The following is a 15,798-nucleotide window of genomic DNA, read 5'->3' on the forward strand; positions in this document are numbered from 1 at the left end:
CAATTGACGGTATGAGCGACTCTCGTTCGGATGACCTCGCACGTCAGTTGGCGCACGCAGTGCCCAATACGCTCGAAGGATGGGGCGTGCTCCATCAGATGTTCCGCGTGCGGCGCGACGCGCTCGACGCGGCGTGGCGCGCGCGAGCTGCGCGCGAAGCGGCGGACGCGTTCGCTGCGATGGCGCGGCGCGAGGATGGCGAGAGCGCGCTGTTTTCGATCCTCGGCCACAAGGGAGACCTGCTGGCGCTCCATTTCCGCCGCTCCTTTGACGATCTCGGCCGCGCGCAGGGGGAGGTCGCGGCGCTCGGTCTGAGCGCGATGCTCGAGCAGACGTGGTCGTACGTCTCGATGGTCGAAATCGGACTGTACGAGGCGACCGTGGCGCTCAACACGCGGCTTGCGCAGCAGGGCCTGCGGCCGCATTCGCCCGAGTGGAAAATGGCGGTCGAAGAGGAGCTCGCCGCCCAGCGCCACAAGCTCAGCGAGCGCCTGTGGCCGAAGATTCCCGCGCGCCGCTTTCTATGCTTCTACCCGATGAACAAGCGGCGCAGCGACCCCGACAACTGGTACATGCTGCCGATCGACGAGCGCCGCCGCCTGATGCACGAGCACGGGATGATCGGCCGGCGCTACGCCGGTCAGGTAACGCAGATCATCTCGGGCTCGATCGGCTTTGACGACTGGGAATGGGGCGTCGACCTGTTTGCCGACGACCCGCTGGTATTCAAGAAGCTGGTGTACGAGATGCGCTTCGACGAATCGAGCGCGCGCTACGCCGAGTTCGGCCCCTTCGTCGTCGCGATCCGCCTGGGCCCCGACGAACTGCCGAAGTTCATTCTCGACCGTTCCTGAGCCGCTGAAAGTTGCGGTTGCCGGCTACGATTTGGAGGAGGGCGCGCCCGGCTTGAGCGCGGCGAACAGGCCTTCCACCTCGCCCTCGACCGGGAAGCGCCCGCTCCTGGCTTTGGAGAAGATGAGTTTGCCGTCAACCACGACGTCGAACTGGCCGGTCTTGCCGACCTTGATTTCGGCCTTTTCGCCGAAGCGTTTGCTGAGCGAGGCGGCCAGACTGGCCGCGCGCGACTTGTAGCCTCAGGCGGAGCAGTAGAAGATCTCGATAGCCATAAGCTCAGGCTATCACTTGCTCTCCGGCAGATCGACGAAGACTGCCGCCGCCACCACCGAGGTCCACAGCCCGTCGCGGTCGCCGATCGCCGACTGGGTCACGTTGCGGGTGGTGACGATCTTGTCCGACACCCGCCAGACGTCCTTGCGCTCGTCGTAGCTGGCGTTGGGGTCGAAGTCCACCCCGAGAATCGTCGCCAGCATCATCGCGGCGAGATCCTCGGCGTAGTCGCCCGCCTTCTGGTCGGTTTCGCCAAAACTATGATGCTCGGAGAGGTAGCCGTAGTGGCTGGGGTTGGCCGGGATTGCGACGCCGACCGAGGCGGCGATGAGGCGATGCGGCTCGTCGGTCGCGTTATCGCTCATCACGGCGAATACGATCTGCCCCGGCGTCAGCCGCTTGAGACCCTCCTGCGGCGTGATGAGCTTGCAATAGGGCGGAAAGATCGACTTGACGCGAACGAGGTTGAACTCCGCGATGCCGGCCGAGCGCAGGGCGAGCTCGAACGAGTTCAACTTCTCGCGGTGCTTGCCTACGCCCTTGGTCAGAAACACACCTTTCGGAAAAGGCCCCATCGCATCTCTCCCGCTTGGACTCCTCCCGGCGTGTCGGGTCGGGGATCAACCGTCAACCTTAGCAGGAGCCGCCCGCGTGTTACATGGGGGGCGGCGGCTCGCCGCAAGATTTTGACGACGACAGTTAACGATCGCCTAGCGGGCGGTGGGGGTGCCAAAGCAGCGGGGCCGTTCTCGAACAGCCCTACAGCACGTTGACTGGCCGGTATTCGCCGAACACCCGCCGCATCGCGTCCGAGATCTCGCCCAGGGTCGCCCGCTTGCGCACCGCGTCGATAATCGGCGGCATCAGGTTGCTGCCGTCGCGCGCCGCCCTCTCGACCTTCCCGAGCGCCGCGCGTGCGGCTTCCGCGTCGCGCTCGGCACGCAGGCGAGCCAGGCGTTCGCGCTGACGCTCCTCGAGCTGCGGGTTGAGGCGGAGAATATCGGTCGGAGGTTCTTCCTCGGCGGTGAATTGGTTGACGCCGACGATGATGCGCTGTTTGGTTTCGATTTCGCGCTGGTAGGCGTAGGCCGCCGACTGGATCTCGCGCTGCATGTAGCCGCGCTCGATCGCAGCCACCGCGCCGCCGAGGTCGTCGATACGGCCCAGGTATTCCGTAGCCTTGGTCTCGAGCTCGCGCGTGAGGGTCTCGAGGAAGTAGGAGCCGCCCAGCGGATCGACCGTATCGGCGACGTCGGACTCGTGCGCGATGATCTGCTGGGTGCGCAGCGCGAGCAGGGCCGAGTTCTCAGTCGGCAATGCCAGCGCCTCGTCGCGCGAGTTGGTGTGGAGCGACTGCGCGCCGCCGAGGACCGCGGCCAGCGCCTGGAGCGTAACCCGCACCACGTTGTTGTCCACCTGCTGCGCCGTCAGCGTCGAGCCCGCGGTCTGCGCATGGAAGCGCATCATCATCGAGCGCTCGTCGGTGGCGCCGAAGCGCTCTTTCATGATCCGCGCCCACAGCCGGCGCGCTGCGCGGAACTTGGCGATCTCCTCGAAGAAGCCGTTGTGGACGTTGAAGAAGAACGACAGCCGGCTGGCGAAGGCGTCCACCTTGAGCCCCGCCTTGATCGCCGCTTCGACGTAGGCGATGCCGTCGGCGAGGGTGAAGGCGAGCTCCTGGGCGGCGGTCGAGCCGGCCTCGCGGATGTGGTAGCCGGAGATCGAGATCGTGTTCCAGTTGGGGACTTCGCTGGTCGCGAACTCGAAGATGTCGGTGATAATCCGCATCGAGTCGCGCGGCGGATAGATGTAGGTCCCGCGCGCGACGTACTCCTTGAGCACGTCGTTCTGGATCGTGCCGTTGAGCTTGTCCCATCCCACCCCGCGCCGCTCGGCCACCGCCAGGTAGAGCGCAAGCAGGATCGCGGCGGTGGCGTTGATCGTCATCGAGGTCGAGATCTTTTCCAGCGGTAAGGCCTCGAGCAGGGTCTCCATGTCGTCGATCGAGCAGATCGACACGCCCACCCGCCCGACCTCGCCGCGGGCCAGCGGATGATCCGGGTCGCGGCCCATTTGGGTCGGCAGGTCGAAGGCGACCGACAGCCCGGTCTGCCCATGTTCGAAGAGATAGCGATAGCGGCGGTTGGACTCCTCCGCGGTGCCGAAGCCCGCGTACTGGCGCATCGTCCACAGCCGCCCGCGGTACATCGTCGGCTGCACGCCGCGGGTGAACGGATACTCGCCGGCGAAGCCGAGGTCGCGCAGGTAGTCAAAATCGTCAAGATCGGTGGGGTCGTACTGGCGCTTGATCTCGATGCCCGAGGTGGTGGCGAACTTCGCGCGCCGCTCGCCGCCGCGCTTGAGCGCGGGCGCGACCTTGCGCTGCTCCCAGGCTTTGCGTGCGTCCTCGATTCCGCCGTTCGACATAAGCGCCTTGGCCTCCGATCCGGCGCTACTCGATAATCGCCAGGATCTCGCCCTTCTCGACCGTCTGGCCCGCGGTCACCCGCACCTCTACCACCCGTCCGGCCTTGGGCGTCTTGATCTCGTTCTCCATCTTCATCGCTTCAACGGTCAAGACGCCCTCACCGACTTCGACCTGCTGGTCGGGTTTGACCAGCACGTTGACCACCCGCCCGGGCATCATCGCCTTGAGTTCGACACGGCCGCTGACCTGGCGGCCGAGACGCGCCTCCACCTGGCGTATCGCGCGCTGGCGCTCGTCAACCAGGGCGACGCGCCATGCGCCGGCGCGCGAGGCGACGATGAGCTCCTCGCCGTCAGGCGTGACGTCGAAATCGAAGGAGCGGTGGCCAATGAGGACTGAAAACGAACTTGCGCCGACGCGGCGCAGATCGACCTCGAAGCGCCGCTCGCCCATCCGGACCGCATAGGAATGGGCGCCGAGCTCTTCGAACTCGAAATCGTGCTCCGCACCCTGCATCGTCGCCAGGTATCGCATGGCTGCCGTCGTCCCTTTCACTAGCGCCTGAGCACGTCGAGCCGGCCCAGCGTCTTCCACGCCGAGCCGCTGCTGCGCGCCGCGCTCACGCGCGGGACGCCCGCCCGGGCAGCACGATGGTTGTTGAGATGTTGCGCGGCGGCGGCCGCGGCGGCCAGCAACGCCGCCGTCCACTCGCCGTCGGGCGCCGCGCCGTTGGCCACCGGACGGTACTCCTGGGCGACGAAGTTGGTGTCGTAATCGCCGCCGAGGAACCTCGGATGGTTCATGAGCCAGCGATGGAAGTCGAGATTGGTCGTCAGATCGCCGGCTATCACGAACTCGCTCAGCGCGCGGCGCATCCGATCGATCGCCTCGGTGCGGTCGCGGCCCCATACCGCCAGCTTCGAGATGATCGGGTCGTAATAGACCGGCACCTCGGCGCCCGCGTACACACCGATGTCGTTGCGCACGCCGGGGCCCGTTGGCAGGCGCAGCGCGTCGATCCGGCCGGGCGCGGGCACGAAGCCGGCCGCGGGATCTTCGGCGTAGATGCGGCACTCGACCGCCCATCCGCGCTGGGCAAGCTCCTCCTGCCGAAACGGCAGGCGGCCGCCAGCGGCTACCTCGATCTGCGCCTTGACCAGGTCGACGCCGGTGACGAGCTCGGTGATCGGATGCTCGACCTGGATGCGCGTGTTCATCTCGAGGAAGTAGAAGTTGCGATCGGCATCGACGAGGAACTCGATCGTGCCTGCGCTGAAATAGCCCACCGCCCGCGCAGCGCGGATCGCGACCTCCCCCATCGCACGACGCATCTCAGGCGTCAGGAAGGGCGAGGGCGACTCCTCGACGACCTTCTGATGGCGGCGCTGGATCGAGCACTCGCGATCGAAAACGTGCACGGTATTGCCGGCATGGTCGCCGAAAACCTGGAACTCGATGTGCCGCGGACGGCTGAGCGCTTTTTCGACGTACAGCCGGGCGTCGCCGAAGGATGACTTGGCCTCGCCGCCGACGCTGCGCATCGCCGAGGCCAGGTCGGCGTCGTTTTCGACCAGGCGCAGGCCCTTGCCGCCGCCGCCTGCGGCCGCTTTGACCATTACTGGATAGCCGATCTTCTTGGCATAGGAGCGCACTTCGTCCTCGCCGCTGAGCGTGTCGGGCGAGCCGGGCACCACCGGCACGCCCGCCGCCGACATCAGCTTGCGCGACTCGACCTTGTCGCCCATTGCCTGGATCGCCTCGGGCGAGGGTCCGATGAAGACCAGCCCGGCATCGGCGACCGCGCGCGCGAAGCCGGCGTTCTCGGAAAAGAAGCCGTAACCCGGATGGACCGCGTCGGCTCCGGCCTTCTTTGCCGCCTCGATGATGCGCGGGGTGTTGAGGTAACTCTCGGCCGCGGGCGCGGGGCCGACCCCGACCGCGTAGTCAGCTTCGCGCACGTGGAGGGCGGCGCGGTCGACGTCGGAGTAGATCGCAACCGATTCGATTCCCAGTTCGCGGCAGGCGCGGATCACGCGAACCGCGATCTCACCGCGGTTGGCTATCAGGATGCGTTTGAACATCGTCTATAGAAACGAGGCGCGCCGCTCCGAGGCGGAGGGGCCGCTCGTGCTCCAGTCTATCGCGTTCGCGCCGGTGCGGGCGAGGCGGTGCGGCGCCGCACGCATGCCGCCGCGGCTCGAGGTCGCGCCGCCGCTCACAGCGGGATATTGCCGTGCTTGCGCGGCGGATTGCGCTCGCGCTTGTTTTCCAGCGCCCTCAGCGCGCCGATAATTCGCGGGCGCGTCTCCCGCGGCATCATTACTTCGTCGATATAGCCCAGCTCGGCGGCCTTGAACGGATTGGCGAAGGTCCTGCGGTACTCCTCGACCAGACGGTTCTTCTCGGACGCCGGGTCTTTGGCTTTTTCGATCTGGTTGCGAAAAACAATGTTGACCGCGCCCTCGGGACCCATCACGGCGATCTCGGCGCTTGGATAGGCGAAGTTGAAGTCGCCGCGAATGTGCTTGGACGACATCACGTCGTACGCCCCGCCGTACGCCTTGCGCGTGATGACGGTTACCTTGGGCACTGTCGCTTCGCAGTAGGCGTACAGCAGCTTGGCGCCGTGGCGGATGATCCCGCCGAACTCCTGCGCGGTGCCGGGCAGAAAGCCCGGAACGTCAACGAAGGTCACCAGTGGGAGGTTGAACGCGTCGCAGAAGCGCACGAAGCGCGCCGCCTTGACCGAGGCGTCGATATCAAGGCATCCGGCGAGATAGGCGGGCTGGTTGGCGACCACGCCGACCGGGTAACCGCCCAACCGGGCGAAACCGATCACGATGTTCTGAGCATAGTCCTTCTGGATTTCCAGCAGATGGCCGCTATCGACGACGCGGTTGAGGATGTCGCGGATGTCGTAGGGTTTGTTGGGGTTCTCGGGCACGATCGAGTCGAGCGTCTCGTCGATGCGCTCGGCGGGGTCGTCGCTTTCGACAAAGGGCGGATCGTCAACGTTGTTCGAGGGCAGGTACGAGAGCAGATCGCGCACGGCGAGCAGCGCGCCATGATCGTCGGGGGCCTCGAGGTGGCAGACTCCCGAACGCGTCGCGTGCGTGTCGGCGCCGCCAAGGTCCTGCATCGAGACTTCCTCGTGCGTGGTCGCCTTGATGACGTCGGGGCCGGTGATGAACATGTACGAGGTGTCGCGCACCATCACGATGAAGTCGGTCATCGCGGGCGAGTACACGGCGCCGCCGGCGCAGGGGCCCATGATGCACGAGATCTGCGGCACCACCCCGGAGCTCATCACGTTGCGCAGGAAGATGTCGGCGTAGCCGGCGAGCGAGACAACGCCCTCCTGGATGCGCGCCCCGCCGGAGTCGTTCAGCCCGATCACCGGGCATCCGGTCTTCATCGCCAGGTCCATCACCTTGCACACCTTCTCGGCAAACGCGCCCGAGAGGCTGCCACCGAAGACCGTGAAGTCCTGCGAGAATACGCACACCTGGCGGCCGTCGATGGTGCCGTAGCCGGTGACCACGCCATCGCCCGGAATCCGCCGCTGCTCCATCCCGAAGTCGTTGCAACGATGGGTCTTGAATTTGTCGAGCTCGACGAAAGAGCCGGGATCGAGCAGGAATTCGATGCGCTCGCGCGCCGTCATGCGGCCCGACTCGCGCTGGCGGCGCAGGCGTTCCTCGCCGCCGCCGAGCTCGGCTTGGCGCGAAAGTTCGCGCATCCGTTGGATATTTTCCTTAAGTCCCATCGTCAGAATTCCGCGCAAGCGAGCATGATACGGGTTGCCGCCCGCGCCGTGCAAGCGCCGCCCGCCGGCTGTGGGCGTTCGGTTTGCGCCGCTTGCCAGGCGGCAGAAGTGCGCCGCGGCGCCTTGAAATCTTTCCGCCCGAGGCTGCGGCGTACGATAATAACCCGCCCTGAGGGCTGCCGGTTAAGGAGTGCCCTGACGTGATCGACAACAGGATGGCTGAGCGGATGGTGGCTTGCGGATGGGCCGCGGCGGCGGCTGCGGGGCTCTTCATGTTCGGGTGGAGCTTTTTCCAACGCGGCCCATTCATCTGGACGGGGGTAATTGCGGGCGCGATCCTGCTGGCGCTGGCTTGGGGGATGTACCGCCGCAGCCGCATCTGTGCACTGCTGGTTTTAATCAATCACGTCTCGGGCTTCACGGGACTGATGCGGCAAGGCCGGTCTGTCCCGCAAGGCGAGATCGCCGTCGCGCTTGTCCTCGGCGTGCTCTACGTGCTCGGCATCGTCGGCACGTTTGCCCATCACGCGCGCCGGCGCGAGCAACCAGCGTAGCGGCGCGGCTCAGTCGGCGGCGCGCGGCTCGAAGCCGACGAAGCGCATCCGGTCGCCCACCTGTACGCGGTGGCGCGCGCAGAAGCCGCCGTTAACCTCCAGCACGTACTGCGCGTCGGCGTCGGGGCCGACCGATTGCTTGGAGTAGGGTTCGGCGTTGGCGACGATCCCGACGATCTTCCCCGCAGGGTCGGCGAAGATCATGTCGAGCGGAATCTCGGTGTTCTTCATCCAAAAGCGCAAGCGGCCGGCGGTGGGAAAGACGAACAGCATCCCGGCATCCTCGTCCATGTGATTGCGGTACATCAGTCCCAGCTCGCGTTTGGCAGGAGTCAGCGCCAGCTCGACCCGCAACGCCGCGCGCCGGGCGCCGTCGGGAGCGTCGATCACCGTTTGGGGATCGCGTGCGCATCCGGCTATCACGGCGGCCATCACGAGCGCAGCGAGCGCGCGCACGACCGGCGCGCGCGGAAGGGCAGTGCGCGCGTCTTCGGCCATCGGCGGGGCGGCGTCAGCCAACTTCGAGCGGCAGCGAGGTCAAGCCGCGCAGGAAGAACGATCCCTTGTATCGAAGCGGCGCCTCCGGCGTCGCGGGCCGGATGCGCTTGAAGCGCTCGAGCAGCGAGCTGATCGCGATCGCGCCTTCCATCCGCGCCAGCGGCGCGCCGAGGCAGAAATGGATGCCTTCGCCGAAGGCGAGATGGTCGTTGGGCGAGCGTGCGATGTCAAAACGTTCAGGCTCGGGGAACTGCGCGGGGTCGCGGTTGGCCGCCGCCACCAGCACGAAAATCATCGTTCCCGCTGGAATCGTCATGCCCGCGAACTCGGTGTCCTGGCGGATGTGCCGCACGGTCGATTGGACCGGGCCGTCGTAGCGCAGCATCTCCTCGACCGCCGACGCCGCCAGCCCGGGTTCGCGGCGCAGGCGTTCGAGCTCGCCCGGATGGCGCGTCAGGGCGAGCATCCCGTTGCCGATCAGATTGGTCGTGGTTTCATTGCCGGCGAGCAGCAGGATGACCACGAAGGCGATCAGTTCCTCTTCGCTCAGGGTTTCCTCGGAGTCCTCGTGCGCGGCGACCAGCACGCTGACGAGGTCGTCGCCCGGGCTGCGCCTGCGCTTTTCGATCTCGGCGACGAAGTAGGCGCGCAGTGCGGCGAAGGCCTCGCGCACCTCCTGCGGCAGCGGCATCCCGGGTGGCGTGTTGTCGGACTCGATGACCGTGTCCGACCATCGCTTGAACATCGGGTAATGCTCGGGCGGCACCCCCAGCATGTGTGCGATCACCATCACCGGCAGCGGATTGGCGAGGTCGGCCATCACGTCGAGTCCGCCGCGCGCGGCGGCGCGGTTGAGCAGCGAGTTGGTGAATTCGCGGATTTTCGGTTCCAGCTCGCGGATGCGCCGCGGGGTGAAGGCGCGGCTCACCAGGCGGCGCAGGCGGGTGTGGATCGGGGGGTCGGAAAAGACCACGCGCGGCGCGTTGCCGAAGACGCTGATCCGCTCTTCGATCAGCGGACTGCGCGGCGGCACGCTGGAGAAATGCTCATGGTCGCGCAGGATCGCGCTGCAATCGGCGTAGCGCGCGACCAACGCCATCGGCACGAACACGTTAAGCAGCCGCGGCGGCCCCTGAAACAGCGGTCGGTAGTACGGGTATGGATTGGCGCGGAACGCTTCGTCCCACGGGTTGAAGTAGATTTCGCCGGCTTCGCTCATCGCAGGGCCACCGCCTCCGCGTGTCCAGAAGGGACGTGCCCGTATGTTAGCCCGCCCGGCGGCGGCAAATACAGCGGGGAGCGCGGCGAGCCGGACCCGCTCCATGTCGCGGACGATCCGCCGTCAGCGGCCCATGAAACGGGGTCGGCGCTTTTCGAGGAACGCGCGCACGCCCTCGCGGTAGTCCTCGCTATCGTAGCAGCGCGAGACCAGCTCGGCGACAAGCCCGAGGTCGCGCTCGGCGGCGTCCTTGAGTCCCTCGCGGACAGCGGCCTTCGCCGCCGCCATCGTGAGCGGCGCATTGGACGCCATCCGGGTCGCGTACTCGCGCACGTAGGGCTCCAGCTCTTCCGGCCCGACAACCTTGTTGACCAAGCCCATCGCGTACGCCTCGTCGGCGTCGAAAATCCGCGCCGACATCAGGATGTCGCGCGCGTTGGCTGGCCCACAGACCTGCGCGAGCGCCATCACGCCGTCCAGCGGATAGGCAAGACCGAGCCGCGCGGCCGGGATTCCCATCTTCGTGCCGCGCGCGGCGATCCGGATGTCGCACGAGAGTGCAACCTGGACGCCGCCGCCGATGCAGATGCCGGCGATCATCGCGATTACCGGCTTGGGGCAGTTGAGCAGCGCGTTGGTGGCATTACCTGGAGCGTCGCGATAGATGCGCGCCTGCTCGGCGTTGGCGCGCAGGCTCGGAAACTCCGAGATGTCGGCGCCGGAGATGAAGGCCTCGGGGGTCGCCCCGCGCATCACGATCACGCGCACGTCAGGATCGTCCCGGAGCTCCGCCACGCCCTTGACGATGAGCTGCCAGGTGCGCAGGTTGAGCGCGTTGCGCACCTGCGGGCGGTTGATGATGAGCCAGCCGAGCGGCGCCTCGCGACGCACCAGCAGCGGCTCGGCCTCCTGTGCGTTGACGTTCACATCCTGTGTGGCCATCGCTTCGACGCTCCTGGCTTTCGGTTTGCGCCTCGCGTTCACAACCTGGCGAGCACTTCGTTGGCGAGCTTGTCGAGCCCGCGCGTCAGGCCCTCGGCATCGAAGGCCGGCGGCGCGATTACGAGGCGCGACACGCCGATATCCTGGAGCTGCCTGACCGTATCGAGGTTGGCGCGGCCGCCGCTGGAAAGCTCGATCGTCGCGGGGTCGCGGCCAGCCTGCTGCGCCTCCACGCGCATGATCGCGAATAGCTCCTTGAGCTTTTCGATGTCGCCGATCGCGGGGAAGAAACCGTCGCCGAGGCGGCCGGCGCGGCGCGCGGCGGCCGGCGAGTGGCCGCCGATATGGATCGGTACGCCGCCCGATTGCGCCGGCTTCGGAAAGCTCTTCACTTCGCGGAAAGCGAAGTGTTTGCCGTGGAAGGTCGAAGTGGCGTCGCGCCACAACGTGCGCAGCGCCGCGATCGCCTCGTCGGTGCGCCTGCCGCGCTGACGGAAATCCAGGCCCAGCGCGTCGAACTCCTCCTTGAGCCAGCCGCTGCCGATGCCCAGGATCACGCGCCCGCGCGAGAGCACGTCGAGCGTGGCGACCTCCTTGGCGGTGTAGAGCGGATGGCGCTGGGGCAGGATCAGGATGCCGGTGGCGAGGCGGATGCGGCTGGTGACCGCGGCGGCGTAGGCGAGCGGAAGCAGCGGGTCGGGGATCGCAACGTCCTCGCCGCCGGGAATCTTGCCGTCGCGCGAGTACGGATAGGGGGTTTGGTAGTTGTGCGGGATGACGACGTGCTCGACCGTCCACAGCGACTCGAAGCCACGCTCCTCAGCGCTTGTGGCCAAATGGGCCAGCAGCTCGGGATTGGCGAACGGCCCCGCATTGGCGAACATCAGCCCCAGCTTCATCATCGGCTAGCTCCACGCCTCGCGTTGGTTTACTGAATCCGCGGGCTTGAAGACTTGTAGCCCAGCTCGCGCGCCGAGGTAAACCGCGCGCGGCGTCGGTGCGAGGCGCCGGAGGTGCGGACGGTCGGGTTGCGAGCTTGTCCGCAGCGCGCGACAAGGTTAAGTAGAGGAGTCATGGATATCGGCAAATACGGAGTGTGGTTCTTTTACGACGGGATGAGCGCGGAGCAGAGCGTGGCGTTCGCCCAGAAGGTCGAAAAGGCTGGCTACGGCGCGCTCTGGATCCCTGAGGCGGTCGGGCGCGAGCCCTTCGCGCACGCGGCCTATCTTGCCGCGCACACCGAGCGGCTGGTCTTCGCCACCGGGATCGCCAACATCTACGCGCGCGACGCGGTGACGATGGCGGCGGCGTCCAAGACCGTGGCTGAACTTTCGGGCGGCCGTTTCCTGCTCGGCATCGGTGTCAGCCACAAGCCGCTGGTGAGCAATTTGCGCGGCCACAGCTACGACAAGCCATACAGCTACATGCGCGAGTACCTGCCGCGGATGAAGAGTGCGCTATACCGCGCGCCCGAACCCAAGGAGCGCGTGCCGGTCGTGCTCGCCGCGCTGCATCCCAAGATGCTCGCGCTATGCGCCGCCGAGGCCGACGGCACCCATACCTACTTTGTGCCGCCCGAGCATACCCAGAAGGCGCGCGCCGCGATTGGGCCCAAGCCGATGATTTGCGTCGAGCAGGCAGTGGTCCTTTCCACCGACGCGGCCAAGGCGCGCGCCACCGCCCGCGAGTACATGAAGACCTACGTGCCGCGGCTGCCCAACTACACCAAGAACCTCAAGAACCTGGGCTTCGCTGACAAGGAATTCGAGAACGGATGCAGCGACCGGCTGGTCGATGCGATCGTCGCCTGGGGCACCGAGACTCAGATCCGCGACCGCGTCGAGGCCCATCTCAAGGCCGGCGCAACTCACGTCTGTATCCAGCCGCTGAGCACCGAGAGCGCCACGATGCCCGACGAGCGTGCGATGCAGGCGCTGGCGCCGCGGTAGTGCGCGATGCGGCCGGGCTGGGCCGCCGTGGCCTTCGCCGCGCTGGCGCTGGGCGCGCCGCTGGTGCTCGGATGCGGGCCGTCGGCCGAGGACAGCGCGGTCCAGGCCGAGGCGGCGGCCGCCCAGGCCCGGGCCGCGGCGGCCAATGCGCAGGCCGCCGCGCTCAAGGCGCGAGCGCAGGCGCTTGACGCCCAGCGGCGCGCCGACCATGCGGCGGAATTGTTCAGGGCCGCGGCGGCCGAGTTCGACGACGCGGCGCGAAAACTCGCCCAGCACCAGCGCGAGTTGCAGCAGAACGACGAGCAAAAGTAACGAGCAGAACCCCGCGGCGCGCGGCGCCGACATTTGGCCAACCGGGAAAGGACGGGCGTAGCGATGAAGCTCTACAACATGAACCTCTCCAACTTTGCCACCAAGTCGCGCATCGCGATCTACGACAAGGGGCTCAACATCGAGATCGCGCCGGTCCCCGGCGGCAATCTGAAATCGCCCGAGTACCTCAAGATCAATCCGCTCGGCAAAATCCCCGCGCTCGACGCCGACGGCATGATCATCGCCGAGTCCGAGGTCATCAACGAGTACCTCGAAGACAAATTTCCCAGCCCTCCGCTGCTGCCCAAGTCGCCCGAAGGACGTGCACGGGTGCGCGAGTTCACCCGCTTCCATGACCTTTACCTCGAGCCGCCGCTGCGCGCGCTGTTCGGCCAGCTCAATCCCAAAAGTCGCGACGAGAAGGTGGTCAACGAGCGGCTGACCGAGTTCAACCAGCGCCTCGACCAGCTCGAAGCGATGCTTGCGCCGAGCGGCTTCGCCAGCGGCCCCGACTTCACGCTGGCCGACTGCGCGCTGGCGCCGACGATGTTCTTCGCGACCAACATGCTGCCCGGCTTCGGCGCCAAACCGCCGCTGGAAGGGCGGCCCAGGCTCGCCGCCTGGTGGGCGCACGTGCAGACGCGCCCGTCGGTCAAGAAGGCGCTGGACGAGATGGCCGAGGCGCTCGCCGCGATGATGAAGCGCTAGGCGAGGCGCGCAAGCGGGGTCGAAACACCTAGCGCGCCGGCGCGGCGGCGCGCGCCTTGGGCTGCTCCGCCGCGCGTGCCTTGCGCCGAAAGTGTGGGATCACTTCCCTGGCGAACAGGCGCATGCTCGCGCGCACCTTTTTCGGATCCAGCCCCGGCAGCGACATCCCGAGCGCAAGATGGGTATGCCCGGTGTAGCGCTCGAGCATCTCGATCGCGTCGTCGGGGCTCCCGATGATCAGCGGCTCGCCCAGAAAACGCGTGTCGTTGAGCTTGCGCAACTCGCCCACCGGCGGGACCTGCGCGAACCGCTCGTCGCCCGGGACGTCGGCCGCCTCCGCGATCCACTGCCCGTACTTTGCCATCAGGTGATGGATCGCGTACTCGGCGTCGTCCCACGCGCGGTCACGGCGCGGCGCGATATAGCCGAAGCGCAGCTGGGCGATGTTGAAATGGTCGGGGTCGCGGCCGGCGGCGCGCAGCGCCTCCTTGTAAATCTCGGCCTGGCGCGGACCGGTGCCCGCCAGATGGTAGCCGTTGCGCGCGGCGCGCTCGGTCGCGCTGCGGCTGCGCGCGCCGATCCAGATCGGAATATGCGGCTGTTGCGCGGCTTTGGGATACAGCGTCGCGTTGCGCACGGTGTAGTGTTTGCCCTCGAACGTCACGTTGTCCTCGGTGAACAGGCGCCGGATTATCGCGACCCCCTCGCGCAGGCGCGCGGCGCGCTCGTTGCGCGGGACGTTGAAGCCGTCGAATTCCTGCGGCCGGTAACCTTGGCCCAGCCCGAGGTCCAAGCGCCCGCCCGACAGCACATCGACGGTCGCCGCCGATTCGGCCACGTGCAGCGGGTGGTGCAGCGGCATCAGCAAGACGAAGGTCCCGATGCGGATTTTCCTCGTGCGTGTGGCGATCGCCGCCGCCAGTGGAAGCATCGCCGGCGAGTAACCGTCCTCGACGAAGTGATGCTCGGTCAGCCAGATGGTGTCGTAGCCCATCTCCTCGGCCTCGACCGCGAGGTCCACGTGGCGGCGATAAAGCTCCGAGTAGGAGAGTTCATTGCGGTCGGAATTGCGGAAGGATTCGAGCAGCCCGAAGTTCATCTCGCTCCTCCTTGGCGATGCGGCCGGGGCGCGCCGATTTCATCGGCACAATACCGCGAAGGCGCAACTATGCGTCAACAGCTTGCGCATTGCGGAGTCGCCGCCATCCGCGCGATAAATAAACAGCCGCCGTGAAGCTCTCGGTAATCGATCAGTCGCCGGTCTCCGCCGGATTCACTCCGGCCGCCGCGCTGCGCAACTCGATCGAACTCGCCCGTCTGGCCGACCGCCTCGGCTACGAGCGCTACTGGATCGCCGAGCATCACGCGATCGAGGCGCTCGCGAGCCCGGCGCCGGAAATCCTCATCACGCGCGTTGCCGCCGAAACCTCGGGCATCCGGGTCGGCTCGGGTGGCGTGATGCTGCCCCATTACAGCCCGCTGAAGGTGGCCGAGGTCTTCCGGATGCTGCATGCGATGTATCCGGGGCGGATCGATCTCGGGCTGGGGCGCGCCCCGGGCGGCACAGCGCTCGATTCCTACGCGCTCCAGCGCGACCGCAGCCAGCAGCGCACGGTGGACGACTTTCCCCAGCAGCTCGTCGAGCTGCTGGCCTTCCTGGGCCGCGATTTCCCGCCGCGCCATCCGTTCAGCCGCATCCACGTCTCGCCCGACATGCCCGGCGCGCCCGAGGTCTGGCTGCTCGGCTCGAGCCCGTGGAGCGCCTCGGCGGCGGCGCAGCTCGGATTGCCGTACGCCTTCGCGCACTTCATCGATCCCCATCCGACACGCACCGCGCTCGAGCATTACTTCGCCCGCTTCACGCCGTCAAAGTATCTGCCGGTGCCGCGCGCGATCCTTGCGCTGGGCGTGGTCTGCGCCGAGACGCGGGCCGAGGCCGAGCGGCTGCTGATGAGCGCGCGCCTGTTCCGCCGCCGTATCCGCCAGGGCGATGTCCGTCCGATTCCGACCCCGGAGGAGGCAATCGCGGAGTTGGGCGCGGAGCCGCGGCCGGCGGCGAGCGAGTCCGGCGAATGGCCGCGTTACGTAGTCGGCGCGCCCGAGGCGGTGCGCGACCAGTTGATAGACATGGCGAGCGTGCTGCGCGTGGAGGAGCTGATGGTGGTGACGGTCGTGCACGACCATCGTGCCCGCATGCGCTCCTATGAGCTGCTCGCTGAGGCCTTCAGCCTCCCGCCGCGTCCGCCGCGCGTCCAACGATGACTGCTGCGCAAATTAAAATTCCCGTTCCTCTT

At 67.1% G+C, this 15,798-nt stretch carries 16 protein-coding genes and 1 pseudogene; 6 read left to right on the forward strand and 11 right to left on the reverse strand.

Annotated features, from left to right (window positions below):
* The first annotated feature begins 11 nt into the window (after window positions 1-11).
* Complete coding sequence (gene hemQ, locus VFB33_07280; GenBank protein HZO81484.1) at window positions 12-854, forward strand: hydrogen peroxide-dependent heme synthase; 843 nt, start codon at window positions 12-14, stop codon at window positions 852-854.
* Window positions 855-878: 24 nt separating this feature from the next.
* Here the strand turns inward: hemQ and VFB33_07285 are convergent.
* From VFB33_07285 to VFB33_07310, 6 genes and pseudogenes are all read right to left on the reverse strand, one after another.
* Window positions 879-1,082 (reverse strand): annotated as a pseudogene (locus tag VFB33_07285) (Rdx family protein).
* Between the two features lie 57 nt (window positions 1,083-1,139).
* A complete protein-coding gene (locus tag VFB33_07290) occupies window positions 1,140-1,703 on the reverse strand; it encodes an arginine decarboxylase, pyruvoyl-dependent (GenBank protein HZO81485.1) in 564 nt (187 codons plus the stop codon).
* 184 nt (window positions 1,704-1,887) lie between these two features.
* Window positions 1,888-3,555, reverse strand: a complete 1,668-nt coding sequence (locus VFB33_07295) for a methylmalonyl-CoA mutase family protein (protein HZO81486.1) — start codon at window positions 3,553-3,555, stop codon at window positions 1,888-1,890.
* 25 nt (window positions 3,556-3,580) lie between these two features.
* Window positions 3,581-4,090, reverse strand: a complete 510-nt coding sequence (locus VFB33_07300; GenBank protein HZO81487.1) for a biotin/lipoyl-containing protein — start codon at window positions 4,088-4,090, stop codon at window positions 3,581-3,583.
* Window positions 4,091-4,110: 20 nt separating this feature from the next.
* Window positions 4,111-5,637, reverse strand: coding sequence for an acetyl-CoA carboxylase biotin carboxylase subunit (gene accC, locus VFB33_07305; protein HZO81488.1), 1,527 nt, complete (start codon window positions 5,635-5,637; stop codon window positions 4,111-4,113).
* 134 nt (window positions 5,638-5,771) lie between these two features.
* Window positions 5,772-7,322: an acyl-CoA carboxylase subunit beta gene (locus VFB33_07310; protein ID HZO81489.1), complete on the reverse strand. Its 1,551-nt coding sequence runs from the start codon at window positions 7,320-7,322 to the stop codon at window positions 5,772-5,774.
* Window positions 7,323-7,522: 200 nt separating this feature from the next.
* Here VFB33_07310 and VFB33_07315 point away from each other — a divergent pair, with 200 nt between their 5' ends.
* On the forward strand, window positions 7,523-7,876 hold the full coding sequence (locus VFB33_07315; GenBank protein ID HZO81490.1) for a hypothetical protein: 354 nt from the start codon (window positions 7,523-7,525) through the stop codon (window positions 7,874-7,876).
* Window positions 7,877-7,885: 9 nt separating this feature from the next.
* On the opposite strand, the gene VFB33_07320 is transcribed toward VFB33_07315, so the two are convergent.
* The 4 genes from VFB33_07320 to VFB33_07335 form a co-directional block, all read right to left on the reverse strand.
* Window positions 7,886-8,374 carry a DUF192 domain-containing protein gene (locus VFB33_07320; GenBank protein ID HZO81491.1) on the reverse strand — a complete coding sequence of 163 codons (489 nt, stop codon included), beginning with the start codon at window positions 8,372-8,374 and terminating at the stop codon, window positions 7,886-7,888.
* Between the two features lie 13 nt (window positions 8,375-8,387).
* The gene (locus VFB33_07325) at window positions 8,388-9,593 is read right to left on the reverse strand and encodes a cytochrome P450 (GenBank protein ID HZO81492.1); all 1,206 of its coding nucleotides are present in this window, start codon (window positions 9,591-9,593) and stop codon (window positions 8,388-8,390) included.
* 123 nt (window positions 9,594-9,716) lie between these two features.
* Complete coding sequence (locus VFB33_07330; protein ID HZO81493.1) at window positions 9,717-10,535, reverse strand: enoyl-CoA hydratase; 819 nt, start codon at window positions 10,533-10,535, stop codon at window positions 9,717-9,719.
* A 38-nt stretch (window positions 10,536-10,573) separates the two neighbouring features.
* Complete coding sequence (locus VFB33_07335) at window positions 10,574-11,437, reverse strand: LLM class F420-dependent oxidoreductase (GenBank protein HZO81494.1); 864 nt, start codon at window positions 11,435-11,437, stop codon at window positions 10,574-10,576.
* Window positions 11,438-11,608: 171 nt separating this feature from the next.
* Here VFB33_07335 and VFB33_07340 point away from each other — a divergent pair, with 171 nt between their 5' ends.
* From VFB33_07340 to VFB33_07350, 3 genes are all read left to right on the forward strand, one after another.
* Window positions 11,609-12,484: a TIGR03620 family F420-dependent LLM class oxidoreductase gene (locus VFB33_07340; GenBank protein ID HZO81495.1), complete on the forward strand. Its 876-nt coding sequence runs from the start codon at window positions 11,609-11,611 to the stop codon at window positions 12,482-12,484.
* A gap of 6 nt (window positions 12,485-12,490) precedes the next feature.
* The gene (locus VFB33_07345) at window positions 12,491-12,796 is read left to right on the forward strand and encodes a hypothetical protein (protein ID HZO81496.1); all 306 of its coding nucleotides are present in this window, start codon (window positions 12,491-12,493) and stop codon (window positions 12,794-12,796) included.
* A 63-nt stretch (window positions 12,797-12,859) separates the two neighbouring features.
* Window positions 12,860-13,504 carry a glutathione S-transferase family protein gene (locus VFB33_07350; GenBank protein HZO81497.1) on the forward strand — a complete coding sequence of 215 codons (645 nt, stop codon included), beginning with the start codon at window positions 12,860-12,862 and terminating at the stop codon, window positions 13,502-13,504.
* Between the two features lie 28 nt (window positions 13,505-13,532).
* Here VFB33_07350 and VFB33_07355 read toward each other — a convergent pair whose 3' ends face one another.
* Entirely contained in the window at window positions 13,533-14,603 is a 1,071-nt protein-coding gene (locus tag VFB33_07355; GenBank protein HZO81498.1) for an LLM class flavin-dependent oxidoreductase, read from the reverse strand.
* 131 nt (window positions 14,604-14,734) lie between these two features.
* On the opposite strand from VFB33_07355, the gene VFB33_07360 reads away from it, so the two are divergent.
* Window positions 14,735-15,766 (forward strand): LLM class flavin-dependent oxidoreductase, encoded by a 1,032-nt coding sequence (locus tag VFB33_07360; protein HZO81499.1) that lies wholly within the window; start codon window positions 14,735-14,737, stop codon window positions 15,764-15,766.
* The last annotated feature ends 32 nt before the right edge of the window (window positions 15,767-15,798 follow it).

The sequence above is a fragment of the Candidatus Binataceae bacterium genome (assembly GCA_035650475.1).
In the GTDB taxonomy this organism is placed as follows: Bacteria; Desulfobacterota; Binatia; order Binatales; family Binataceae; genus JAKAVN01.